The sequence below is a fragment of the Megasphaera lornae genome (genome assembly GCF_000214495.1).
GTDB lineage: Bacteria > Bacillota > Negativicutes > Veillonellales > Megasphaeraceae > Megasphaera > Megasphaera lornae.
In genome coordinates this window covers 28,964-52,495 of the sequence record NZ_AFIJ01000045.1, presented here as the reverse complement: position 1 = coordinate 52,495, position 23,532 = coordinate 28,964, and the positions used below count along the sequence as shown (strand labels likewise).

The 23,532-nt window shown below is 45.9% G+C and carries 18 protein-coding genes; all 18 read left to right on the top strand.

Annotated elements, in window-relative coordinates; all coding sequences use genetic code 11:
* Window positions 1–2 precede the first annotated feature (2 nt).
* The 18 genes from HMPREF1039_RS07335 to HMPREF1039_RS07255 all read left to right on the top strand — a co-directional run bounded on the left by HMPREF1039_RS07335 (window position 3) and on the right by HMPREF1039_RS07255 (window position 23,458).
* Window positions 3–3,137: an efflux RND transporter permease subunit gene (locus HMPREF1039_RS07335; protein WP_007391840.1), complete on the top strand. Its 3,135-nt coding sequence runs from the start codon at window positions 3–5 to the stop codon at window positions 3,135–3,137.
* A 133-nt stretch (window positions 3,138–3,270) separates the two neighbouring features.
* Complete coding sequence (locus tag HMPREF1039_RS07330) at window positions 3,271–4,608, top strand: MATE family efflux transporter (RefSeq protein ID WP_007391830.1); 1,338 nt, start codon at window positions 3,271–3,273, stop codon at window positions 4,606–4,608.
* 117 nt (window positions 4,609–4,725) lie between these two features.
* Window positions 4,726–5,724: a nucleoid-associated protein gene (locus HMPREF1039_RS07325; protein ID WP_007391821.1), complete on the top strand. Its 999-nt coding sequence runs from the start codon at window positions 4,726–4,728 to the stop codon at window positions 5,722–5,724.
* A 210-nt stretch (window positions 5,725–5,934) separates the two neighbouring features.
* Window positions 5,935–6,084, top strand: a complete 150-nt coding sequence (locus HMPREF1039_RS08205) for a hypothetical protein (protein ID WP_176603355.1) — start codon at window positions 5,935–5,937, stop codon at window positions 6,082–6,084.
* Between the two features lie 27 nt (window positions 6,085–6,111).
* Window positions 6,112–7,983 carry an ABC-F family ATP-binding cassette domain-containing protein gene (locus tag HMPREF1039_RS07320; protein WP_007391790.1) on the top strand — a complete coding sequence of 624 codons (1,872 nt, stop codon included), beginning with the start codon at window positions 6,112–6,114 and terminating at the stop codon, window positions 7,981–7,983.
* Window positions 7,984–8,175: 192 nt separating this feature from the next.
* Entirely contained in the window at window positions 8,176–9,639 is a 1,464-nt protein-coding gene (locus tag HMPREF1039_RS07315) for a [FeFe] hydrogenase, group A (RefSeq protein WP_007391801.1), read from the top strand.
* 291 nt (window positions 9,640–9,930) lie between these two features.
* Window positions 9,931–11,289 (top strand): aldehyde dehydrogenase family protein, encoded by a 1,359-nt coding sequence (locus HMPREF1039_RS07310; protein ID WP_007391819.1) that lies wholly within the window; start codon window positions 9,931–9,933, stop codon window positions 11,287–11,289.
* Between the two features lie 72 nt (window positions 11,290–11,361).
* On the top strand, window positions 11,362–12,474 hold the full coding sequence (locus HMPREF1039_RS07305; RefSeq protein WP_007391805.1) for a 4-hydroxybutyrate dehydrogenase: 1,113 nt from the start codon (window positions 11,362–11,364) through the stop codon (window positions 12,472–12,474).
* A 284-nt stretch (window positions 12,475–12,758) separates the two neighbouring features.
* Window positions 12,759–14,378, top strand: coding sequence for a LytS/YhcK type 5TM receptor domain-containing protein (locus tag HMPREF1039_RS07300; protein WP_235720047.1), 1,620 nt, complete (start codon window positions 12,759–12,761; stop codon window positions 14,376–14,378).
* Window positions 14,379–14,422: 44 nt separating this feature from the next.
* Window positions 14,423–15,190 carry a LytR/AlgR family response regulator transcription factor gene (locus HMPREF1039_RS07295; RefSeq protein WP_007391825.1) on the top strand — a complete coding sequence of 256 codons (768 nt, stop codon included), beginning with the start codon at window positions 14,423–14,425 and terminating at the stop codon, window positions 15,188–15,190.
* Window positions 15,191–15,438: 248 nt separating this feature from the next.
* The gene (rpsO, locus tag HMPREF1039_RS07290; RefSeq protein ID WP_007391851.1) at window positions 15,439–15,705 is read left to right on the top strand and encodes a 30S ribosomal protein S15; all 267 of its coding nucleotides are present in this window, start codon (window positions 15,439–15,441) and stop codon (window positions 15,703–15,705) included.
* Between the two features lie 149 nt (window positions 15,706–15,854).
* Window positions 15,855–18,005, top strand: a complete 2,151-nt coding sequence (locus HMPREF1039_RS07285) for a polyribonucleotide nucleotidyltransferase (protein ID WP_007391847.1) — start codon at window positions 15,855–15,857, stop codon at window positions 18,003–18,005.
* A gap of 6 nt (window positions 18,006–18,011) precedes the next feature.
* Window positions 18,012–18,458 carry a dUTP diphosphatase gene (gene dut, locus HMPREF1039_RS07280; RefSeq protein WP_007391838.1) on the top strand — a complete coding sequence of 149 codons (447 nt, stop codon included), beginning with the start codon at window positions 18,012–18,014 and terminating at the stop codon, window positions 18,456–18,458.
* Window positions 18,459–18,518: 60 nt separating this feature from the next.
* Complete coding sequence (locus tag HMPREF1039_RS07275; RefSeq protein WP_007391856.1) at window positions 18,519–19,067, top strand: NUDIX hydrolase; 549 nt, start codon at window positions 18,519–18,521, stop codon at window positions 19,065–19,067.
* 19 nt (window positions 19,068–19,086) lie between these two features.
* Window positions 19,087–20,268 (top strand): phosphopentomutase, encoded by a 1,182-nt coding sequence (locus tag HMPREF1039_RS07270; RefSeq protein ID WP_007391772.1) that lies wholly within the window; start codon window positions 19,087–19,089, stop codon window positions 20,266–20,268.
* Between the two features lie 11 nt (window positions 20,269–20,279).
* Entirely contained in the window at window positions 20,280–21,593 is a 1,314-nt protein-coding gene (locus HMPREF1039_RS07265; RefSeq protein WP_007391784.1) for a thymidine phosphorylase, read from the top strand.
* 36 nt (window positions 21,594–21,629) lie between these two features.
* The gene (gene rlmD, locus HMPREF1039_RS07260; protein ID WP_007391836.1) at window positions 21,630–23,015 is read left to right on the top strand and encodes a 23S rRNA (uracil(1939)-C(5))-methyltransferase RlmD; all 1,386 of its coding nucleotides are present in this window, start codon (window positions 21,630–21,632) and stop codon (window positions 23,013–23,015) included.
* A gap of 161 nt (window positions 23,016–23,176) precedes the next feature.
* Window positions 23,177–23,458 carry a CD1845 family protein gene (locus HMPREF1039_RS07255; RefSeq protein WP_001267198.1) on the top strand — a complete coding sequence of 94 codons (282 nt, stop codon included), beginning with the start codon at window positions 23,177–23,179 and terminating at the stop codon, window positions 23,456–23,458.
* Window positions 23,459–23,532: the final 74 nt, after the last annotated feature.

The window sequence follows — 23,532 nt, the reverse complement described above, 5'->3', positions numbered from 1 at the left end:
GCATGATTGCTGCATTTTTTATTAAACGCCCGGTGTTAGCTATTGTAATTTCTTTGTTTATTACGATTATGGGCGTATTGGCGTTAATTACCCTGCCGGTGGCTAAATATCCCAATGTTACGCCGCCGCAGGTACATGTGACGGCCTCTTATGTGGGGGCGGATGCGGAAGGTATCAGTGCTACCGTGGCGAATACGATTGAACGACAATTAAGCGGCATTGATCATTTGGTAAGTATTGAAAGCAGCAGCAATGACAGCGGGATATATACGTTACAAGCCCTGTTTGACTCCGGCAGCAATGCGGATATGGATGCTGTAAATATGCAAAATCGTATTAATCAGGTTATCCCTCTGTTGCCGCAGGAAGTGGCGCAAGCCGGGGTGTCCGTGCAAAAATCCACGACGTCTATGGCGATGGTTTTTGCGCTGGAATCGCCGCACGGTACGTATGATCAGACCTTTATGAAAAGTTATGCGGCACAGTATTTTTTAGATGCCGTAAAAGGCGTTCCCGGAGTAGGGAATGTACAGGAATTTGGTGCCGATTATGCCATGCGTATTTGGTTAAATCCGATGAAAATGGCGATTTGCAAGGTTACGCCGATGGATGTGGCGGCCGCCTTGCGGTCTCAAAATATACAGGCTCCGGTCGGCACGGTAGGGGCTATGCCGGCACCGGCGGATCAAACCTATCAATATACGTTACGGGCGAACGGGCGCCTGCAGACGGCGGACCAATTTCGACAACTGATTATACGGGCGAATCCGGAGGGAACGGCGGTGCGTCTCGGCGATGTGGCGGACGTTCAACTGGGAGCGCGTGATTATACGGTATACAGCAATCTTAACGGCCATCCGGCGGTCGGTTTTATGGTGGCGCTGACTGCCGATGCCAATGCGATGCAAACCGTAGGTAAAGTGCGGGAAGTAATGGAAAAAGCGCAAGAAAAATTTCCGGATGATTTGACGTATAAGGTGGTATATGACAGCACCAAATTTGTGAAGGCGTCTATTGAGGAAGTGTTGAAAACCTTGATAGAAGCATTGCTGTTAGTCGCTTTTATTGTGTTTCTGTTTTTGCAAAGTCCCCGTTCCACATTGATTCCTTTAATGGCTGTTCCAGTATCCTTATTGGGAACCTTTGCGTGCTTTAAAATTATGGGATTTTCTATTAATACGCTGACCTTATTTGCCATGGTATTGGCGATCGGGTTGTTGGTGGATGATGCGATTGTGGTCATTGAAGCGGTGGAGTATGAAATTAAATATAACAATCGGCCGCCGAAAGAAGCAACGCTGGTGGCCATGAAAAATGTGCAAAATCCGGTTATCGGCGTCGCTTGCGTATTGGCGGCCGTTTTTGTGCCGGTGGCGTTTATCGGCGGAATGAGCGGCGTATTGTATCGGCAGTTTGCCCTGACGATTGCCGTTTCTGTCGGGATTTCCGCTTTTGTCGCCCTGACGTTAACCCCGGCGTTATGTACGCTGTTGTTGCGGGAAGCGCCTCCCGACAGTACCGGCAAGGGTATTCGGGGGTTATTTGCACGCTTTAATTACGGCTTTGAACGGTTGGTCGATTGGTATGGCGGCAAATTGGTACATTTAAAAAAACATCTTGCTTTATGTTTCTTCGTGCCGGTGCTCTTGATAGGCCTGACGGGGGTGTTTTTTCGGTCTTTACCGACCGGATTTGTACCGCCGGAAGATAACGGTTTCGTCATTATGAATTTGACCTTGCCGGAAGGGATGTCCCAAAAGGAGACGGAAAAAGTGAGTCGGCGTTTCAGTCAGTGGGTACGGCAACAACCGGGCGTATCGCAAATGTTGAATGTTATCGGCTTCAGTGTGTTGGCGGGCGGTCCCAAACCGAACAGTGCGACGGCTTTTATCGGCATGGACGATTGGAGTAAGCGACCGACGTTGGATTTATCTTCCTATATGCTGGCGGGAAAGATTATGAAGCACGGTATGGAGGTTCCGGAAGCTATGACGATCGGCATGAATCCCCCGCCGATTGACGGTATGGGAACTTCGTCCGGCTTTACCGTACAATTGGAAAATCGCGGCGGGCATACGACGGAAGAATTGTGGCAAACGGCGCAAAATTTTATTAAAGCGGCTAAAAAACGTCCGGAAATACGGATGGTCTTTACGGCGTTTGCCGGCGATACGCCGGGGTATGAGCTGACCGTGGACCGCGAGAGAGCCGCGCGGGAAGGCGTTAATTTAAAAGAACTGTACAGTACGTTACAGGCTTTTTACGGCTCGTATCAAGTGAATGATTTTTCGATGTTCGGCAGAAATTTTAAGGTTGTATTGCAGGCGGCGCCGGCGTATCGCAGCAGCATTGCGGACAATGCGCATATCGGTGTACGGAACAATAAGGGGGAAATAGTGCCTGTGAACAATTTTTTAAAGCCTAAACCGGTGGGAGCGGCTTCCGTAGTCACGCGTTTTAATAATTATCCGGCTATCAAAGTACAAGGCATACCGGCGAAAGGATACAGCTCCGGCGATGCGTTGAAAGCGTTGGCGGCAGTGGCGAAAGAAACCTTAGGGGAAGGATACGCGTATGAATGGAGCGGTATGAGTCGGGAAGAAGTGGCGGCGGGACATCAAACGTTGTATATTTTCGCGTTGGCCTTCTTGTTTGTATTCTTAATTTTGGCGGCGCTGTACGAGAGCTGGAAAGTCCCGTTTGCCGTGTTGCTGAGTGTTCCTACCGGGTTATTCGGGGCCTCCTTTTTTGCCTATGTATTGCATTTGCAGAACAACATCTATTTTCAAATCGGCATTTTGGCAGTCATCGGGTTGGCGGCTAAAAATGCGGTGTTAATTATTGAATATGCGAAAGTGAGAGTGGAAACACGAGGGATGGATTCGGTTTCCGCAGTAATTGAAGCGGCAAAGATTCGTATTCGACCCATTATCATGACTTCTTCGGCCTTTGTATTCGGCTCTCTTCCTTTAATCGCCTCGTCCGGCGCCGGTGCTTCTTCGCGCATTACCATGGGGATTACGGTAGTATTCGGCACGACCGTTGCGACGTTATTCGGCGTATTTCTGATTCCCATGTTGTTTCTATCGGTGCAGCGATTGAGCGGCACGAAGTTGGGGCTAAACAAGAATAAATAACGTAAAAAGTCGTTTCGTGAGAAACGACTTTTTACGTTTCGTATATTGTTAAAAAAATGTCACAATATAACAACCTTATTTATGATATAATAATACTATTATTCTGTAATATAGGTGACAGAAAGGAGCGTACATGGTTCGAAGTATGACATCGGGGAATCCGATTCGCTTAATGCTGACGTTTATGATTCCCTTGTTAATAGGTAATTTATTTCAACAATTTTATAATATTGCCGATGTGATTATTGTCGGTCGTACCATCGGCGTGGAGGCGTTGGCGGCAGTAGGTGCCACTGCTCCTCTTTTTATGGCTCTCTTGGGAGCGACGATCGGTTTATCTGCAGGGTTTACCGTAGTCACGGGGCAACGGTTCGGGGCCGGTGATTGGGACGGTGTGCGGCGCAGTTTTGCCATGTCGCTGCTGTTGTCCGTGGCGTTTAATATTGTCTTTTCGGTGGTTACGGCCGGATGTATGCCGCAAATTATGCGACTGATGAACATTTCCGCTACGTTGTATGACAATGCGTATCACTATATTTTGATTATTGTATATGGCCTCGGTGCCATGATGGTTTATAATTTATTATCGTATATTTGTCGGGCTTTGGGGGACAGTAAAACCCCTTTATATTTTTTGATTTTGGCGTCTATTTTAAATATTATTTTGGCGCTGGTGTTCATTACCGTCTTCGGGTGGGGCGTGCCGGGATCCGCGATTGCTCTCATTATTGCCCAGTCTGTGGCGGCGATTACTTGTTGGCTGTATATGCGTCGGCAATTTCCCATGTTGCGGTTACGGCGTCAGGATTGGCGTTGGAATACGGCGTTTGCATGGCAACATTTGCGTTTAGGCTTACCGATGGCGGTGCAATTTATTATTATCAGTTTAGGAATTTTAGCCATTCAATCGGTTTGCAACACGTTCGGACCGGAAACGATTGCGGGATTTGTATCGGCTACCCGTATGGAACAACTGGCCTTACAGCCGATGATTTCTTTCGGTATTGCCATGGCCGTATATACGGCGCAAAATTATGGCGCCGGTAAGTACGACCGCATTCGACAAGGCGTGCGGCAGTGTTCACTGTTGTCGTTGGTATTTTGTGCTATAGCCGCCGGCGCCATGTTTGCTTTGGGGAAGGATCTCGTTTCTTTATTTACGACGAAACAAGATCCCGAATTATTGGCGGATGCCATGTTATATATTCATACGTCCGTACCTTGCTATATATTTTTGGGACAAATTTTTGTATTTCGCAATGCGTTGCAAGGGATGGGCATTTCCAGCGTGCCGCTCATCAGCAGTTTGTTGGAATTGGTGGGCCGCGGCGGGGCGGCGTTCGGCTTGGCCGCCGTTTGGGGCTATTTCGGGATTTGTTTGTCCAGTCCGTTGTGTTGGCTGCTGGCCTGTGCGTTTACCGGCGGGTGTTATTACTATGTTCAGCGGGAAATGAAACGGGCAGGACGTTGAACGAACGGGGCGCACGGTCGATTGACAGTACGGACCGGACTGCGTATAATACAAGCGAAAAGAAAATTCGGGAGAGGGCGAAAGTCCTCTCTGTTTTTTGAATTGAGGGAGGCCGGAATGATCGATAAAGCAATTTTGCATGTATTGGATTTTCATACAGGGCTATGTGTTGTATCCGAACAAGAATTGGATCTTGCACAGCAGGAGGTGTATGCCTATTTGGAACAACGATTGCAGAAGTTACCGGCGGATCCGACAGGCAGACAAGGCTGTTTTTATAAAGATTCCCGCTTAGGCGCCGCGGCGGCACGATATTTTCAGGGCGCTCTTTCTTTTGCGGAAATAAGCGGGCAAATTGCGCATGCCGTATACGACGCGTTGGCGTCTTGTGAAGAAACGGCAACGGCGGATGTGGTCGTGGCGGATTTTCGCGATGAACGGCAGACGCGGTATTTGGCTATTCTTTTATTAGAGGCTCAAATTGCGTATACCCATCAGATTTCCCGGGTTGACGGCGAGATGTGTACACAATTGATTCGTCATCGGGCAATATTGCCGAACAAGCTGCAAAAAATTCGTTCGTATGCGTTGATTCGGGAGGATAATTTGCAGCTGTCTCTGGCGGATAAAAAAAGAAGCTGTGAAGGGCGGGAGATCCGGATATTGCCGGAACGGGTTTTACAGTGTACCGTGCAGCTTTCTTCTAAAGAAACGGTCCGGACGGTTACCAAGTTGATCGCTGCCGTAGCCGCCGAACACGGAGCGGATTCGGTAGAAGTTTCGGCCAAGACCAAGCAGTATATTGCGGAAAATGCCGCCCAATGCGATTCGTTTGCGCCTCGGGAGGCGGGAGCGGCGGTCTTTGCAGATACCCCCGCTTTGCAGGAAGAATTTTCACGGCAATGCGGGGAAAGGCAATTGCCCGATTCTGTCCCCGTGTCTTCCACATGGGCGCAGAAAGTCGGTAATGTACATACCATAAAAACGGATACGGGTATTGAAATTACCTTTCCCTCCGCGTATATAGAGCATTCTGAATTTATTCATTTTTCTACACAGGAAGACGGTTCCTTATCTATTGAGTTAAAACATATCGGTGCGATTACGAATAAATAAGAGGCTTTTTGAGGGGTATACGTTACGGAGATATACTTTTTTTGCAAACCCGGATACATAAAAAGTATGAATAAGTTGCAGTATAGGTGCAGGAATACCGGAGAAGATACGGCCTGTCTTTGGTTTTATTTTAAGAAAAACAGGGGATTTAATTATTTATAATAGTATTATAAGAAATAAAAAAATAATTCTAACGAAATATACGCATCGATGATAAACGTAGTGTTCGTGCATCGGGAAGAGCGGGAATCTGTTTTCGCAAGTAGTAAAAAGAAAAAAGCGGTCTCCGGTGATACGTACGTACCGCATATTGTTTTATCGGGTGGCGAATCGGCAGTGGATGTGTTAGGATACAAGTAGTAAAAGCCGCAATTCGAGGTAGGTAAAATGAATATTTTAACAATGGAAGACGTAACAAAATCGTATGGTACCAAGGTATTGTTTGAAGATGTTCATTTGGCGATAGGGAAGCGACAAAAGGTGGGCGTCATCGGGTTAAACGGCGCCGGTAAAACTACTTTGTTACAGTTGGCCGCAGGTGCGGAAACACCGGATGCGGGGACGGTTTGGCGCAATCCTAAAGCACGTATTCACTATGTTCCGCAAACGTCTGCCTATATAGCGGGGCGGACGGCAGTGTCTGCCGTATTGGACGGAACGTTGCCGATTATGCAGGTGTTGCGGCAGTACGAAGAGGCCGTGCAGTCGGGAAAAGAGGAAGACATTATTGCGCGTGCGGCCGAGATGGATGCTTGGGATGCTTGGGACATAGAAAAACGGGCGAAAATTGTTCTGCAAAAATTGGGGCTGCCGCAAGGCAATCGGCGCGTAGAAACCTTGTCCGGCGGACAGCGGAAACGGTTGGCATTGGCGCGGGCGTTACTTATGCCTTGCGATCTGTTAATTATGGATGAACCGACCAATCATTTAGATGAAATGACGATTGCGTGGTTGGAAGAGTATATTGCGCAGCTGAAATCGGCCGTATTGGTGAGTACGCATGATCGGTATTTTTTAGACAGCATAGCGCAGACGATGGTGGAAATAGATCGGGGTAAGGTATATTCTTATACGGGAAATTATGCGGCGTATGTAGCGGCGCATGAGGCCCGGCTGGAAGCGGAAGCGGCCAATGAAGCCAAGCGGCGCAATGTGTTGCGACGGGAACAAGCCTGGATTCAGCGCGGCGTGCAAGCCCGTGCGACGAAGCAAAAAGCACGGCAAGAGCGATATGAGCGGTTATGTGCGGTAGAAGCCGGCCGGCCGCCTTCGGAAATAGAAATGTGGGATACGTCGGCACGCTTGGGAAAGACTGTTATCGAACTGTCGGAGGTAGGGTTTGCTTATGCGGGACAGGCGCCTTTGTTTTCTCATGTTACGTATCGTTTCGGACGGCATGATCGTATCGGGATTGTCGGTAGAAACGGTGCGGGAAAATCGACGTTTTTACAGGTTCTGGCAGGGACCGTAACGCCTACTTGCGGTACGGTATTGCGGGGGCAAACGGTACGAATCGGCTTTTTTACACAACACATGCCGCCTATAGACGGGACACAACGAGTGATCGAGTATGTGTGTGAAGAAGCCGCCTATGTAGAAAATCGTTTTGGGAAAAAAATTTCCGCGTCGCGTTTAGCGGAACAATTTTTATTTCCTGAAGATATGCAGTACACTCGCATAGAAAAGCTCAGCGGCGGGGAAAAACGGCGACTGTATTTATTGCGGCTGCTCATGCGCAGACCGAATGTTTTATTGTTGGACGAACCGACCAATGACCTGGATATTCCGACGTTGGCCGTTCTGGAAGAATATTTGGACTCGTATCAAGGGGTGGTCGTTACGGTTTCCCATGATCGATATTTTTTGGATCGGGTGGCGGATACCTTGTTTGTGTTACAACAAGGACAATGGTTGCCGTATAAAGGGGATTACAGTGCGTATATTATGTCGGCGCGACAGCAGCGGGAAGGAGCCTCTGCAGGGCAGCGGGTGACGGTGCCTCCGGATAAACCTGCCGCGGCGTCCCGGCGGGAGAAGAAGGGACTTTCGATACGAGAACTCGCGGTATACGAGGAAGTTTTGCAGGAAATTCCCCGCTACGAAGCCTTGGTAAAAGGGCTGGATGCGGCTATACTACAAGCCGGCGACGCGTATGAGAAAGTAAACGAACTGTTGCAGGAAAGACAGCGGGCACAGCAGCAATTGGATGCACTGACGGAACAGTGGTATCGGTTGGAAGAACTTAAGGAAAATACATAATAAACTGTGATGTATGTGTTTCATGAATATATAACTTGTGCAATTACGAACATGAATTTCAAAAAAAACATAGTAATTAGTATGATTTTGTATTATTCTATTCATGGTGCCATCTCTTTGCAGATTGTCAAACGTATACATTATACTTTATGATATACATTGTCGATACATTTTTTATGAAAGGAAAAAATCATGACTGAATTTCAATCTCGATTCCAACAACTTCAGCGACGAGTTCCTATTGATGAACATAACTGTTCCGTTCAATTTGACGTGACGAAATGTAAAAATTGTACGATGTGTTTGCGGGCTTGCTGTAATACGCAGACGATTATGGATTATTATTATTTGCCCAGTACCGGAGATATGCCGATTTGTATTCATTGCGGGCAATGTGCGGCAGCCTGTCCATTCGGCGCCATTACGGAAGTAAATGACGTCGGGAGAGTAAAAGCGGCCTTACAGGATCCGGATAAAATTGTCATTTTTCAAACGGCGCCGGCTGTACGCGTAGGTTTGGGAGAAGCGTTCGGTATGGATCCGGGAACGTTTGTGGAAGGCAAAATGGTAGCTTCTTTACGGGCGCTGGGAGCGAATTATGTATTTGATACGGATTTCGGTGCCGATTTGACGATTATGGAAGAAGCGTCGGAATTGATGCACCGTGTACAATCGACGACGAGTCCGAAACCGCAACTTACGAGTTGCTGTCCCGGGTGGGTGGAATTTGTGGAAATTTATTTTCCGCAGTTAATTCCGAATCTGTCCACCACGAAAAGTCCTATCAGTATTTTGAGTCCCGTTATAAAAACGTGGTTTGCCGAAACCCATAAAATAGATGCGAAACAGATTGTCAATGTTTGCGTTACGCCCTGTACCGCTAAAAAATCGGAAATTATGCGACCGCAATTAAGCAGTTCCGGGGCGTATTGGAAAACCGACGGTATGCAAGATACGGATATTTGCATTACGACGCGAGAATTGGCGGCTTGGATTAAAGAAGAAAATATTGATTTTGACGCGTTGGAGGACAGTACGTTTGATAAAGTTTTCGGAGAATCTTCCGGGGGCGGTAAAATATTCGGAAACTCCGGCGGCGTTATGGAATCGGCCCTGCGTTCGGCGTATTATTTTCATACCGGCGAAAAAGCACCGGCGGAATTTATTCCCTTTGAGCCGGTACGCGGGTTGAACGGAGTGAAAGAAGCGGATGTCACGATTGGCGAACATACGTTGAAAATTGCCGCAATCAGCGGACTGGGTAATGCTCGTAAATTTTTAGATACGCATTTTGCCGATAATACGTTGACCCGGTATTCTTTTATTGAGGTAATGGCATGTCCCGGCGGCTGTATCGGCGGCGGCGGACAGCCGTTGGTAAAAATGCCGCAGGTTAAAAAGGTGCAACAGGCGCGTATTGATTCGTTATATCAGTCGGACAGCAATACGAATGTTAAAGCCAGCTGGGAAAATCCGGAAATTAAAGAATTATATGATGATTTTCTGGGGAATCCGCTGTCGGAACGTTCGGAAGAATTTTTGCATACTACGTATGAGGATCAATCCGAATTATTGGGACCGATGAAACATGTGACGCCGCAAACCAATCCCATGTCCAAACAATATAAACCGCCGGCAACGACAGAAAAAAAGTAATCGCATAGACGAATAGTGATAAAATGATTGTTCATTTTATCACTATTTTTTTACGCCTTATTCGAGGGAAGGAAAGAGCGGAAAAATGAAAAAATTCGTACCGCCATGAACGGATAAAACGTGTGAAAAAATTTCAGTAGCCGTTTTTTGTTACTCATTCATTATTTACGGTCATTGGTAGAAGTTTTATTGTGAAAAACTGCACGACATCTTACAATACAGGCATAAGGCAGGAATGTGATAGCTGAAATGCCTAAAATTTATACTTGTGAAAAGAAAGGGTGTTGAATTATGGCAGTAAATATGGATGAGTACATGGCAAGAGCACGGGCGGCACAAAAAGAGTTCGCAACGTATACACAGGAACAGGTTGACGCAGTGGTTCGTGTCATCGGCCGCGTAGTATATGAAAATGCGGAATTATTAGGACCTATGGCGGCGGAAGAAACCGGTATGGGGGTAGCTGCCGATAAGATTGCCAAATGCCGTGGGAAATCCGGCATGATTTGGAACTATTTGAAAGATAAAAAGAGTGTAGATATTATTGATCGGGATCCGGAACGCGGCTTGTTGTATGTGGCTAAACCGGTCGGCGTTGTCGGGGCGATTCAGCCTTGTACGAATCCGGTGGTTACGCCGATGATGAACAGCATGTCGGCCCTGAAGGGACGTAATGCCGTTATTATTTCTCCCCATCCGGCTTCGGTAAAATGCAGTGTTAAAACGGTGGAAATGATCAATGAAGAATTGGACAAAATCGGCGCCCCGAAATATTTGGTGCAAATTATTCCCGAAGCAAGCATTGAAGCTTCCAATGATTTGATGAAAGCTTGTGATGTAGTGGTGGCTACAGGCGGTCCGGGCATGGTAAAGGCCGCGTACAGCAGCGGTAAACCTTCGCTGGGGGTAGGTGCCGGAAATACGCAGGTAATTATTGACCGCGACGTGGATATTACAGAAGCGGTACCCATGATTATTAACGGACGTAAATTTGATAACGGGATTATTTGCTCCGGCGAACAATGTGTCTTCATTCCGAATGACAAATATGATGCCGTTATTAATGAATTTAAGTTGGACGGCGCTTATGTGATCAGCGATGCGGCTACTCGTGATAAAATGAGAGACGTTATTTTCCCCGGCGGTAAAATGAACAAAGATTTAGTGGGCAAATCGCCGGCGGTTATTGCAAAAGCGGCAGGGTTAACCATTCCGGAAGATACGAAAGTATTTTTAATCGAATTGGAAAAGCACGGCAAAGAAGAAGTTTTATGTGATGAAAAACTTTGCCCCGTATTGGTTTGCTTAAAATACCATACGTTTGATGAAGCTATTGACATGGCAAAAGACAATTATCTTTATAAAGGCGCCGGACACACGGCTTCGGTACATTCCTTTAATGATAAACATATTGAAGCGGCAGGAACCAAATTACCGGTCAGCCGTGTAACGGTCAATCAACCGTGTTCTTCTACTGCCGGAGGCAGCTATACAAACGGCTTGAATCCGACTACCACGTTGGGATGCGGCAGCTGGGGCGGCAACAGCATGTCGGAAAATATTACGTATAAACATTTTATTAATATTTCCCGTGTGGCTTATGTCATTAAAGATGCCAAGATTCCGACAACCGAAGAACTGTGGAGTTAAGCTTCCATACTTTTTCAGGTATAGTGCGGCATTGCCGCACTATACGACAGGATACGAAAGGGATGAGTGGAAATGATTGAATTACAATTAAAGCCGACCTTGTACACGTATGAATCTTGCCGAGAATTTGTAGACGATCTGCACTTGGGAAAAGGCGATCTTATTGTTACGAATGAGTACATTTATGAACCAAATTTCGGCAACATGGATCTTGATTGTGCAGTTATTTTCCAGGAAAAATACGGTGCCGGCGAACCGTCGGATGACATGGCGGAAGCCATGTATCGCGATATGCCGAAAGATGTAAAACGGATTATCGGCATTGGCGGCGGTACGATTATGGATTTGTGCAAATTGTTTTCTTTGCGCAAAGTAAGTCCGATTTTAGATTTATTTGACGGCATTACGCCGTTGGAAAAAGGGAAAGAATTAATTTTAATCCCCACAACTTGCGGTACGGGCAGTGAAGTTACCAATGTTTCTGTCATGGCGTTAATCAGTCGTAATACGAAAAAAGGGATTGCCGATGATGTACTGTATGCGGATAAGGCCGTATTAATTACCCAGTTGTTGAAAACGTTGCCGTTTAAGGTATTTGCCACCAGTTCTATCGACGCCCTGGTACATGCGGTAGAATCCGCATTGTCGCCACATTCCGGCCCGAGTTTCCGCCTATTCAGTTACCATGCGATTGACTTAATTTTGCGCGGGTATATGAAGATGCGGGAAGAAGGACCGGAAGCGCGGATACCGATTATGAAAGATTTCTTATTGGCCAGCAATTGGGCCGGTATTGCGTTCAGTATTCCCGGTTGTGCCGCCGTGCATGCTATGAGTTATCCGTTAGGCGCCAAATATCATGTGCCGCACGGCGAATCCAATTATGCCATATTCACCGGCGTTATGAATTGCTATATGTCGATTAAGTCGGACGGCGAAATCGCTCGTTTGAACCAATTTATTGCGAATATATTGGGATGCAGGCCAGCCGATGTATATACGGAATTGGAAAATTTGTTAAATACGATTTTACCGAAAAAGGCATTGCATGAATACGGTGTGAAACAAGAAGAATTGGCGGAGTTTGCCGATTCGGTTATGAAGAATCAAGGGCGTTTAATGGCGCATAATTTTGTGGAACTTGATTATGATAAAGTATACAGCATCTATAAAAGCTTGTATTAAAAAGAGGCTATACGTATAATGGTTTGAGCGGAAACACGGTGTCATAGGCAATTTATCCATGGCACCGTGTTATGCTTTTTGATAAAGAAAATCATTAAAATCCAAAATAATGAATAAATAATTTTTTTGTCTTGCTTACAATAAAAAACATGTTAAAATATAATATAGGTATAGGTAAGGAAAGGAAGCCGTGTCGAGGTCCTTACCATGAGTTTCCGGAGCGGAAGAAACATGTTCTTTGAAGCCGGAGCAAATAAGGCGAATAGCCCGGGCAGGTGGCGGAAATGCTGGCGTTATTTTTTGAAGTAATACGAAATATAGCGGTCATTGCCGTAGTGATTTATATTATTACGCAATGCAAGCCGTTTCGTCGATCGATGAATCAATCGCACTACTCCCGTCGGGATAAATATGCATTGGTCGTGGTCTTCGGTATGTTGTCGGCGGTGGGTAATTACTTAAATGTACCGTTTCAACAAACGGCCATGGTACATGCCCGTCTGATCGGAACGATTATCGGCGGTTTGTTCGGCGGCCCTTTAGTCGGTATAGGAGCGGCTGTTATCGGGATGATTCCGCGTTTTTTTATACCGGTCAGCAGTTTCCCCGTAATTACGGCGGCGTTAGTGGCCAATGTTCTTATCGGCGCGTTAAGCGGTTATATAAATCAACGCTATGGCGCGCGAAATATTTCTCTTTGGTTGGGAGGCGGAATTGCTTTAGTGTCGGAAGCCGTTTTGAAAAGTGCCGTACTATGGCAGGCGGGGCCGCAACAAGTGTTTGAGTTGGAAAAATATATTGCGTTGCCGGCAGCGATTTCGACTTGTTTAGGCGTTATATTGTCTATTTATATTATTCGCGGGGTATATGCGGATGAAGATAATAATAAAGCGAATGCGGCCAAAAAAGTTATTGATATTATTTTTAATACACGCGGAATTTTTCGTAAAAACGGCTTTACCAGGGAGGCGGCGCAACAGATAGGTAAAATCATTTATAATACGTTGACCGTAGACTATGTCGCCGTTTCATCACCGGAAGGAATTTGGGTGGAATATACACAGGGGGCGAATAAAAAAGATTGTAAAAATACGCTGCAATTGCCGTTACGTGTGTCGCATAGAGAAATTGCCGTTATCTATATTTCTCGCCCGGGATTACGGAAGTTCCATCCCTATGAAGAAAAGTGGTTGCTTAGTCTGGCGGAATTGCTGAGTTTGGAATTATATCAAATGGCCTTGGATCGACAGACTGTTTTATTATCGCAAGCGGAATTGAATGTACTGAAATCACAAATACGGCCGCATTTTATTTTTAATATGTTGAGTAATATTAAGGCTGTTATTACTACGGAACCGGAAAAAGCGAAAGAACTTATTTGTGATTTATCGTCTTTTTTGCGAGGACGATTGCATCGCATGGAAGATACCGTTTCTTTAGCGGCGGAATTAGAAGCGGTAGATACGTATATTCGGTTGGAAAAAATGCGATACGGCGAGCGGCTGCGTGTTGTAAAAACGGTGGAACCGGAAACACTTACGCAACAGGTGCCTTATTTTATTTTACAAATTTTAGTGGAAAACGCCATTAAACACGGCATTTTTAAGAAAAAAAACGGCGGTACGGTCAGCATATCCGCCAAACGACGGGAAGATTGTCTGTATCTTACCGTACATGATGACGGCGAAGGAATTTCTCCCGCCGTCTTGGCGAGAATTCGTGCTTTCTCACAGCAACAGGAGATGAGTGATTTGACAGAAAGCACGGGTATCGGTTTAAGAAATATTTATGACCGGATTCAGACTTTATATGGAAAACGGGGGATTTTTTCTGTACAAAGTACGATGGAAAGGGGGACGATGATTTTTATTTCCATACCGTGGGGACAGGAGCGGGGCCTTTAAATTTTTTACCGATATAGTATAGCTGATAGGCAGGATGTCGGGGGATGAAGGTGAAATCTATGATTCAATTGATGATTGTAGAAGATGAAAAGGCAACGGCGGCAGAGTTGCAAGGCATGGTACAAGAACTTTGCACCGATACGGAAGTTTGCAGTGTTTGTTATGACGGAGAAACCGCTGTAAAAGAAATTCAGCGTTTGCATCCGGACGTGGTACTGTTGGACGTGGAATTGCCGGGAATGCGGGGCATAGAAGTGGCACAGGCGTTAATGGAAATGGAACGGGCGCCACTGATTATTTTTGTCACGGCATATATGGATTTTGCCGTACAGGCATTTGCCGTGAATGCGCTGGATTATATATTAAAACCGGTGGACAAAAAGAGTTTGGCCCGTGTGTTGCTGAAAGTAAAAAAGAGAATGAAAGAATTGCAGGCACCGTTGGCCAAGGCGGCGTTTTCGGAACACACGGTTACGTTGCGCAAATTAACGGTAAATCGCGGAGATCGCTTGGAAATTATTGATTGTCAGGATATTCGCCTGATTTACGGAAAAAATCGGCAAGTATTTATCTTAACGAAGAAGGACGAAGTTTGTAAGGTAAAAATTACTTTACAGGAATTTGAAGAACGATTGTCGGAAACCGCTTTTTTCCGATGTCATCGCAATTACATTGTCAATGTAGATGAAATTAAGCAAATTACGACTTGGTTCAAACAACGGTATTTATTAATTTTAAAAGGCAAAAAAGGTATGGAAATTCCGGTCGGACGTGCCTATGTCGGAAATTTACGCGCTCATGTTGAATTTTAAGCGGCGGCAATAAAAGCCGGGGAGACAAGAAACGCGATAATACCGGTTTTCCGTGGATCGGAATACTTCTCAACGTGTAATCTATGTGTTGATACCTAAGAAATTTTCCCATGAGTAAGAGAATGCTACCTTTACAGTACGTATTTCCTATAGTATAATAAACAGTGTCGTACGGGTACTCGGTGTCGCGCATACTCCGACGGAGACTTAGTACTTTGCGAATACCTGATTTTTAGGAGGAAGAACGTATGTTAAGTGTAGAAGAAAAGAAAAATATTATTGCCAAGTTCGGTGCCAATGAAGCCGATACGGGTTCTCCGGAAGTACAGATCGCACTTCTTACGAATCGTATTTTGTATTTGACGGAACACCTGCGGATGCATAAAAAGGATCATGCATCGCGTCGCGGTTTGTTAAAGTTGGTTGGGCAACGTCGTAATTTGCTTGCGTATTTACAGAAACATAATTTGGAACGGTATCGTGCAATACTCGAAAAATTGAACTTGCGTAAATAATTTGCACACGGAGAGGCTGATGTGGATGCATCGGCCTCTTTTTTAAAGAGGTACGGCACAGGGGGCAGGTAGTATCATGATGATGGAAAGAAACAAATCATCGTTATGGCAGTGCCTGACACCTGTGCAAGCTAATGAAGGAGGATACTATGGAAGAACAGAAATTCCAAATGGAGTTTGCCGGTCGTACGTTAACGGTAGAAGTCGGTAAACTTGCCAAACAGGCCAGCGGTGCCGCCTTGGTGCGGTATGGCGATACGGCTGTATTTGTTACGGCTACAGGTGCGAAGGAAGCACGGGAAGATGCGGATTTTTTTCCGCTTACGGTGGATTATGAAGAAAAAATGTATTCTGTCGGCAAAATTCCCGGCGGGTTTATTAAACGGGAAGGGAAACCGCCGGAATCGGCCACGTTGTTTGCACGGTTAATCGATCGGCCTATTCGACCTTTATTTCCCAAAACATATCGGCATGAAGTCCATGTGGTGGCTTATGATTTTTGTGTGGACCATGATAACGCTCCGGAAATTGCCGCTATGATCGGCGCTTCCGTATCTCTCTGCATGTCGCATATTCCTTTTGCCGGGCCGATTGCCGGCGTGCGTGTAGGACGAGTGGACGGGCAGTTTGTTATCAATCCGACGGTAGTGCAAAGCGAAAAGAGCGACATGGATATTGTCGTAGCCGGTACGAAAGACGCTATTCTTATGGTAGAAGGCGGTGCCGAACAGGTTCCGGAAGCGGATATTTTAGATGCGATTATGGTTGCGCATGAAGAAATAAAAAAAGCGGTAGCTTTTCAAGAAAGCTTTTTAGATGCTGTCAGTGTACCGAAACAGGAATTTGTTGAGGCGGAACCGCCTGCCGATATGGTCGAAGCGGTCCATGCGTATGGGGAAGCGGCGATGAAGGAAGCTGTTTTTACAGCGGACAAGATGGCGCGGGAAGAAAAGATGAATGCCGTAGAAACGGACATTTACGAGCATTTTTCCGATATTTATCCGGAAGATGCCGCCGTGGTGGCCGCTATTACACAAAAAATGATTAAAGAAATTGTACGACACATGATTGCTGTGGATAAAATCCGTCCGGACGGCCGAAAGGTGGATGAAGTACGTCCGGTCAGCTGTGAAGTGGGGTTATTTGCCCGTACGCACGGTACGGGATTGTTCACTCGCGGACAAACACAGATTCTCAGTTTTGCCACGCTGGCCCCGTTATCGGAAGCGCAACATATTGACGGTGTCGGCTTGGAAACGGATCGGCGTTATATGCATCATTATAATTTTCCTTCCTTCAGTGTCGGCGAAACACGGTCTTCTCGCGGACCGGGACGGCGGGAAATCGGTCATGGGAAGTTGGCGGAACGGGCGCTGGTACAAGTATTGCCGAGTGAAGAAGAATTTCCCTATGCTATTCGCGTGGTGTCGGAAGTGTTGGAATCAAACGGTTCCAGTTCTATGGGAAGTGTATGCGGCAGTACGTTGGCATTAATGGATGCCGGTGTACCGTTGCAGGCACCGGTAGCCGGCGTTGCGATGGGTTTGGTGACCAAAGGGGAAGATTTTACTATTTTAACGGATATTCAGGGCATGGAAGATGCCTTAGGGGATATGGATTTTAAAGTTGCCGGAACGACGAAGGGGGTTACGGCAATTCAAATGGATATTAAAATCAAAGGGCTGCGACGGGAAATTTTGGAACAGGCATTGCAGCAAGCTCATGAAGGTCGTCTCCATATTATGGGAAAAATGTTGACGGCAATCAGTGCTCCCAGAAAAACGTTGTCGCCATTTGCACCGCGAATTATTACGATGCAAATTCATCCGGATAAAATTCGTGATGTTATCGGGCCGGGCGGTAAAATAATTAAACAAATTACGGAAGAAACCGGGGCTAAAATAGATATTGACGATACGGGCTTGGTGTATATTGCATCGGTGGATGCCACCGGCGGTGATCAGGCCAAAGCTTGGATTGAACGGCTGACCAAAGATGTGGAAGTCGGAGAAACGTATGAAGGTAAGGTTACACGCTTGATGAATTTCGGCGCCTTTGTGGAAGTGTTACCGGGAAAAGAAGGGTTGGTACATATTTCGCAACTGGCGAATGAACGCGTGGAAAAAGTGGAAGATGTCGTCCATGTAGGTGATGAAATCATGGTAAAATGTATTGAAATCGACAGTCAAGGGCGTATTAATTTGTCGCGTAAAGTGCTGCTCGGCGGCAATACACATGCGGCACACGGGACGCAGACTATGAATCGGGGCGGAAATCGCCATAACGGTTTCAGAAAGTAGGTGCCTATGTCGCGCGGATTTGAAGTGGTTACAGCCTATCAAAATCAGGGAATTATACTGCCTGTGCGCAAAACGGCAGGCAGTGCGGGATATGATTTGGCGGCGGCGGCGACAGTTACGGTGCAGCCTAAAACGATTACGGTAGTGCCGACCGGCTTGAAGGCATATATGGAACAAAATGAATATTTAGCTATTTTTATTCGTTCCGGGTTGGCTTTTAAGTACGGATTAATGTTGGCCAACGGCACAGGAATTATTGACAGTGATTATTACAATAACAGCAGTAATGAAGGGCATATTATGATTGCCTACTATAATACGCAAGCGACGCCCTATACGATTGAAAAAGGAGAACGAGTCGGTCAAGGTCTTTTTATGAAGTATTTGACTGTAGACGGAGATGCGGCGACTGCCATTCGTAGCGGCGGTATCGGCAGTACAGGTAAGTTATAAAATAAGGCGCCGAGAAGAAGCGATTCTTCTTGAGCGCCTTTTTTTTAGGGAGGGGGACGTATGAGCATTGCAAAGGAATCATGTATCAAAAGGCAAGAAATTTTTCAAGGAAAGATCTTACATGTTACGGTAGATACGGTACATATGGAAGGTGTTACACAGCCCGCCGTACGTGAAGCGGTTTGGCACGGAGGGGCGGCGTGTGTGTTGCCCGTAACGGCTGACGGCAAGCTGATTATGGTACGTCAATTTCGTTATGCCGCCGGTAAAGCGCTATTGGAATTTCCTGCCGGTAAATTGGATCATCCCGGAGAATTGCCTGCAGAGTGCGCATTTCGGGAATTGGCGGAAGAAGGAGGTGTAAAAGCGGGAGAATTAATTGATTTGGGATATATTTATACTTCTCCGGGATTTTGTAATGAAATATTGTATTTGTTTTTAGGCAGAAAGTTGACACCTACATCACAACATTTAGATGCAGATGAATTTTTAAATATTGAGCAGTATACGCCGCCGGAAGTGGCACAGCTTATTGCGACGGGAGAAATTGTTGACGCCAAAACGATAGCTATTTTTGCCAAGGCCGGTTCTTATTTACAAGGTGTCTAAAAAAAGGGAGGGGAAAGGTATGCGATTCAAGAGAATAATAGTCATTGTTATGGATAGTGTCGGTGCGGGAAATTCTTCCGATGCGGCTGCTTTCGGAGATACAGGGGCGAATACGTTGGGGCATATTGATGCCGCGATGGAAGGCGGCTTAAAAATTCCGAATATGCGTCGTATGGGAATGGGGAACATTGCCGATATACATGCCGATCATTCGATTCACGTAGTCGGATCCTATGGGCGCATGCAGGAAACGGCAGCCGGAAAAGATACGACCAGCGGGCATTGGGAATTTATGGGAAATCCTGTCGCTACGCCATTTCCGACTTTTCCGCAGGCCTTTCCCGAAACGTTGACTCGGGCCTTTGAAGAAAAAACAGGGTATGGGTATTTAGGAAATGAAGTGGCTTCCGGTACGGAAATTATCGAACGGTTAGGTCCGGAACATTTTCGCACGGGAAAGCCGATTATTTATACTTCGGCGGACAGTGTGTTTCAAATTGCCGCTCATAATGATGTGATTCCGTTGCAAGAATTATATCGTATTTGTGAAATTACACGGCATGAAGTGTGCGTAGGTCCGTATGAGGTGGGCCGGATTATTGCGCGTCCTTTTATCGGTCGGCAAGGGGCTTTTATACGCACCGGCGACAGACGGGACTATAGTCGTATGCCGAAACGAAAAATGGTATTTTCGTATTTGAAAGAAGCCGGATATATGGTAGTAGGTGTCGGTAAAATCGGAGATATATATGCCAATTTGGATCTGACGGAATCGTATCATACGGCTGATAATCGGGAAGATATGCAAGTTTTGACGACACAGCTGCAGGCTCATCGGGCGCAACAGGGCTTGTTGATGGCCAATTTTGTCGACTTTGACAGTCAATTCGGTCATCGTCGGAATACGCCGGGATATGGACAGGCGTTGGAAGATTTTGATCGGGATTTGGGCCCTTTTATGGCGCAATTGCAAGAAGATGAATTGCTTATGATTACGGCGGATCACGGGAACGATCCGACCTGGCCGGGAACCGATCATACAAGAGAACAAGTTCCTTTATTAGTATACAGTCCGGCTTTGCAAGAATCGGTATCGTTAGGAGTGCGTTCTACCTATGCCGACTTGGGACAAACCATTATGGAGAACTTCGGTCTTACAGGCTTGGAAAAGGGAACAAGTTTCCTTACGCAATTGAAATAGGAGAAAAGACAATGTGGCCTCAAGATTGCATCATACATAAACGAGATGGAGGGGAACTGTCCCGCAAGGAAATTTATCGGTTTATTACCGATTATACGAGCGGCAATATTCCGGATTATCAAGCGGCGGCCTGGCTTATGGCGGTATATTTACAAGGTATGACGCCTCGGGAAACGACAGACTTGGCATTGGCCATGGCACATTCCGGCCGGATTGCCGATTTGTCAACTGTGCCGGGAATCAAAGTGGATAAACATAGTACCGGGGGCATTGCCGATACGACGACGCTTATTGTAGTGCCTTTAGTAGCGGCGGCCGGTGTACCGGTTGCTAAAATGAGCGGGCGCGGCCTGGGGTTTACCGGGGGCACCTTAGATAAATTGGAAGCTATTCCCGGTTTTTCCACGCAATTGACGACGAACCGATTTTTGCAACAGATTCGACAACATGGTGCGGCTGTTATGGGACAGACAACCGACTTGGCACCTGCCGATAAACTATTATATGCATTGCGGGATGCTACCGGAACGGTAGAAAGTTTGCCGTTGATTGCCGCTTCGATTATGAGTAAAAAAATTGCCGCCGGCGCGGATGCGGTAGTATTGGATGTAAAGTACGGTGATGGAGCGTTTATGAAAACGCCGGCACAGGCCCGGCAATTAGCGCAACAAATGGTGGACATCGGCGCGTTGGCCGGATTGCCTACTTGTGCCGTGCTCACGTCCATGGAAGCCCCGTTGGGAACGGCTATCGGGAACAGCTTGGAAATTGATGAAGCCGTGGAAACGTTGTCGGGAAAAGGGAATTCACGATTGACGGCAGTGGTAGAAGAAATTGGCAGCCGCATGTTGTATATGGCGCATTGTACGGCTACTGTGGCGGCCGGAAGAGAAAAATTGCAAGCCGTTTGGAAAAGCGGTGCAGGGTTAAAAAAATTCAAAGAACTTATTCGCGCGCAAGGTGGGGAAACCGGTTGGATAGGAAAACACGCCTTAACGCAAGCTCCTTTTGTGTATACGGCGGTTTCCACGGAAGGCGGTTATATTACTGCTATTAAAGCTAAAACATTGGGAGAAATTGCCATGCGTATGGGTGCCGGTCGAGCTCAAAAAGAAGATGTCGTACAACCGATGGTGGGGATTCGTTTGTTTAAAGAACTATATGATCCCGTACGACCGGGGGAACCGTTATTCACGTTGTACAGCATGACGGAAGACAACCTGCCGCAACTGGCGTTACAAGCGGCGGCGGCCATTACCGTTGACGCACAATTACCGAATAACCCCGCCTCCGTTATAGGCGGCAGTATAGAAGCAACCATATAAAATAAGCGATACATAAGGAAGGAACAGAAACCATACATGAAAGAACAACGTACGATTCCTGTAACCAAGGGAAAGACATATGAAATAGAGATTATACGACTGGGAACGAACGGGGAAGGCGTGGGAAAATATCAGGATTTTACCGTATTTATCCCCTATGCACTGCCGGGAGAGCGGATTGTGGCCGTCATTACGACGGTAAAAAAAACATATGCTGTGGGAAAACTGCGGCAAGTATTATGTGCTTCGCCGGCACGAGTAGCCCCTACCTGTGCAGTATATTATCGGTGCGGGGCCTGTCAATTGCAACACTTTTCATATGACGGTGAATTACAAGAAAAACAACGACAAGTACAAGATGCGTTAACGCGTATCGGACACATAACGAATGTACCCGTACTGCCTACGTTAGGTGCGGCAACCCCGTGGAACTATCGCAATAAAATGCAATTTCCCGTAGGCGAAGATAAAAAAAATACACTGTCTATCGGTTGTTTTGCGGCGGCTACACATAATGTCATTAATGTGGAAAATTGTGTTATTCAAAAAGAAGAAAATAACCAAATTGTGCGTATTGTACGGCAATGGATGAAGGATTTTAAAATTCCCGCCTATGATGAAGATAAATGTACCGGTATGATTCGTCATATTATGGGACGGGTGGGGGTGAAAACCGGAGAAATTATGGTCTGTATTGTGACCGCTTGCGAGTGTATCCCTCATATAAAAGATTTGATTCGCCGCTTGCGACAGGAGATTCCCGGTCTAACCGCCGTCATACAAAATATTAACACCGGACATACTAATGTCATTTTAGGAAGAAAAACGCGAACACTATATGGACAGGATACGATACACGATGCCATAGGAAATTTGCGGTTTCATATTTCGGCACAATCGTTTTTTCAAGTTAACAGCGAACAAGCACAACGGCTGTACGAAAAGGCGATGGAATTTGCCGATTTAAAAGGAAATGAAATTGTTGCCGATGTTTATTGCGGCACGGGGACGATAACCTTATTTTTAGCACAAAAAGCAAAACAAGTGTATGGTATTGAAATTGTTCCTTCCGCCATAAAAGATGCTATCCGGAATGCACGGGATAACCATGTTAAAAATGCGGAATTTATTTTAGGCGATGCCGTATACAAATTGCCGGAACTTATTAAAAACGGCGTGCGACCGCAAGTTATTGTTTTAGACCCGCCGCGTGCAGGGTGCGGCGAACCGGTATTACGCGCGATTGGTCGCAGTCAACCGGAACGGGTCGTGTACGTTTCTTGTAATCCCGCAACCTTAGCACGAGATTTGGCCTGTTTACAAACCTACGGTTATAAAACCGAACGCGTGCAACCGGTAGATATGTTTAGTCGTACGCATCATGTGGAGTGCATAGCGTTGATACAAAGAGTGAAATCGTGAAAATCCTGCATTTTAAGCAGTTTTACAAACATTATGTATTTGTAGAAGACGGAGAGGGAGGACGAAAAAAAGTCTTAAAAAATTATATGGATGTGAATGTTTGCATTGATATGGTGTGTGGAGATACAAAGAATGTTTTTGAAAGTGAGGAATAAGAAATTATGAGATGGATAATAAAAATAATCTTATTCCCAATTAGCTTGGTGTTAAGTATCCTCACAGCATTTCTGACATTTCTACTTGGTATCGGAACAGCCCTACTATATTTGCTGATGATGTTTTGTATATTTGGAGCAATTGCATCTTTTCTGCAAAAAGAAGTTACCATCGGAATAGAAGCATTGATTATTGGATTCTTAGTTAGTCCATACGGAATACCGATGGTTGGTGCAACTGTTATAGCTTTTTTACAAGGTATCAATGAGGCAATAAAATCAATCTAAAAAATTTCATAAAAATGGTTACCAAAGGCGATAGATGAAAAAACTATCGTCTTTTTCTTTGCAAATTTTTAAGG

Bases quoted from the DNA above. Each gene is read 5' to 3' on its own strand.
- HMPREF1039_RS07335 (WP_007391840.1), top strand. From the start codon at position 3: ATGATTGCTGCATTTTTTATTAAACGCCCGGTGTTAGCTATTGTAATT.
- HMPREF1039_RS07330 (WP_007391830.1), top strand. From the start codon at position 3,271: ATGGTTCGAAGTATGACATCGGGGAATCCGATTCGCTTAATGCTGACG.
- HMPREF1039_RS07325 (WP_007391821.1), top strand. From the start codon at position 4,726: ATGATCGATAAAGCAATTTTGCATGTATTGGATTTTCATACAGGGCTA.
- HMPREF1039_RS08205 (WP_176603355.1), top strand. From the start codon at position 5,935: ATGATAAACGTAGTGTTCGTGCATCGGGAAGAGCGGGAATCTGTTTTC.
- HMPREF1039_RS07320 (WP_007391790.1), top strand. From the start codon at position 6,112: ATGAATATTTTAACAATGGAAGACGTAACAAAATCGTATGGTACCAAG.
- HMPREF1039_RS07315 (WP_007391801.1), top strand. From the start codon at position 8,176: ATGACTGAATTTCAATCTCGATTCCAACAACTTCAGCGACGAGTTCCT.
- HMPREF1039_RS07310 (WP_007391819.1), top strand. From the start codon at position 9,931: ATGGCAGTAAATATGGATGAGTACATGGCAAGAGCACGGGCGGCACAA.
- HMPREF1039_RS07305 (WP_007391805.1), top strand. From the start codon at position 11,362: ATGATTGAATTACAATTAAAGCCGACCTTGTACACGTATGAATCTTGC.
- HMPREF1039_RS07300 (WP_235720047.1), top strand. From the start codon at position 12,759: ATGCTGGCGTTATTTTTTGAAGTAATACGAAATATAGCGGTCATTGCC.
- HMPREF1039_RS07295 (WP_007391825.1), top strand. From the start codon at position 14,423: ATGAAGGTGAAATCTATGATTCAATTGATGATTGTAGAAGATGAAAAG.
- rpsO (WP_007391851.1), top strand. From the start codon at position 15,439: ATGTTAAGTGTAGAAGAAAAGAAAAATATTATTGCCAAGTTCGGTGCC.
- HMPREF1039_RS07285 (WP_007391847.1), top strand. From the start codon at position 15,855: ATGGAAGAACAGAAATTCCAAATGGAGTTTGCCGGTCGTACGTTAACG.
- dut (WP_007391838.1), top strand. From the start codon at position 18,012: ATGTCGCGCGGATTTGAAGTGGTTACAGCCTATCAAAATCAGGGAATT.
- HMPREF1039_RS07275 (WP_007391856.1), top strand. From the start codon at position 18,519: ATGAGCATTGCAAAGGAATCATGTATCAAAAGGCAAGAAATTTTTCAA.
- HMPREF1039_RS07270 (WP_007391772.1), top strand. From the start codon at position 19,087: ATGCGATTCAAGAGAATAATAGTCATTGTTATGGATAGTGTCGGTGCG.
- HMPREF1039_RS07265 (WP_007391784.1), top strand. From the start codon at position 20,280: ATGTGGCCTCAAGATTGCATCATACATAAACGAGATGGAGGGGAACTG.
- rlmD (WP_007391836.1), top strand. From the start codon at position 21,630: ATGAAAGAACAACGTACGATTCCTGTAACCAAGGGAAAGACATATGAA.
- HMPREF1039_RS07255 (WP_001267198.1), top strand. From the start codon at position 23,177: ATGAGATGGATAATAAAAATAATCTTATTCCCAATTAGCTTGGTGTTA.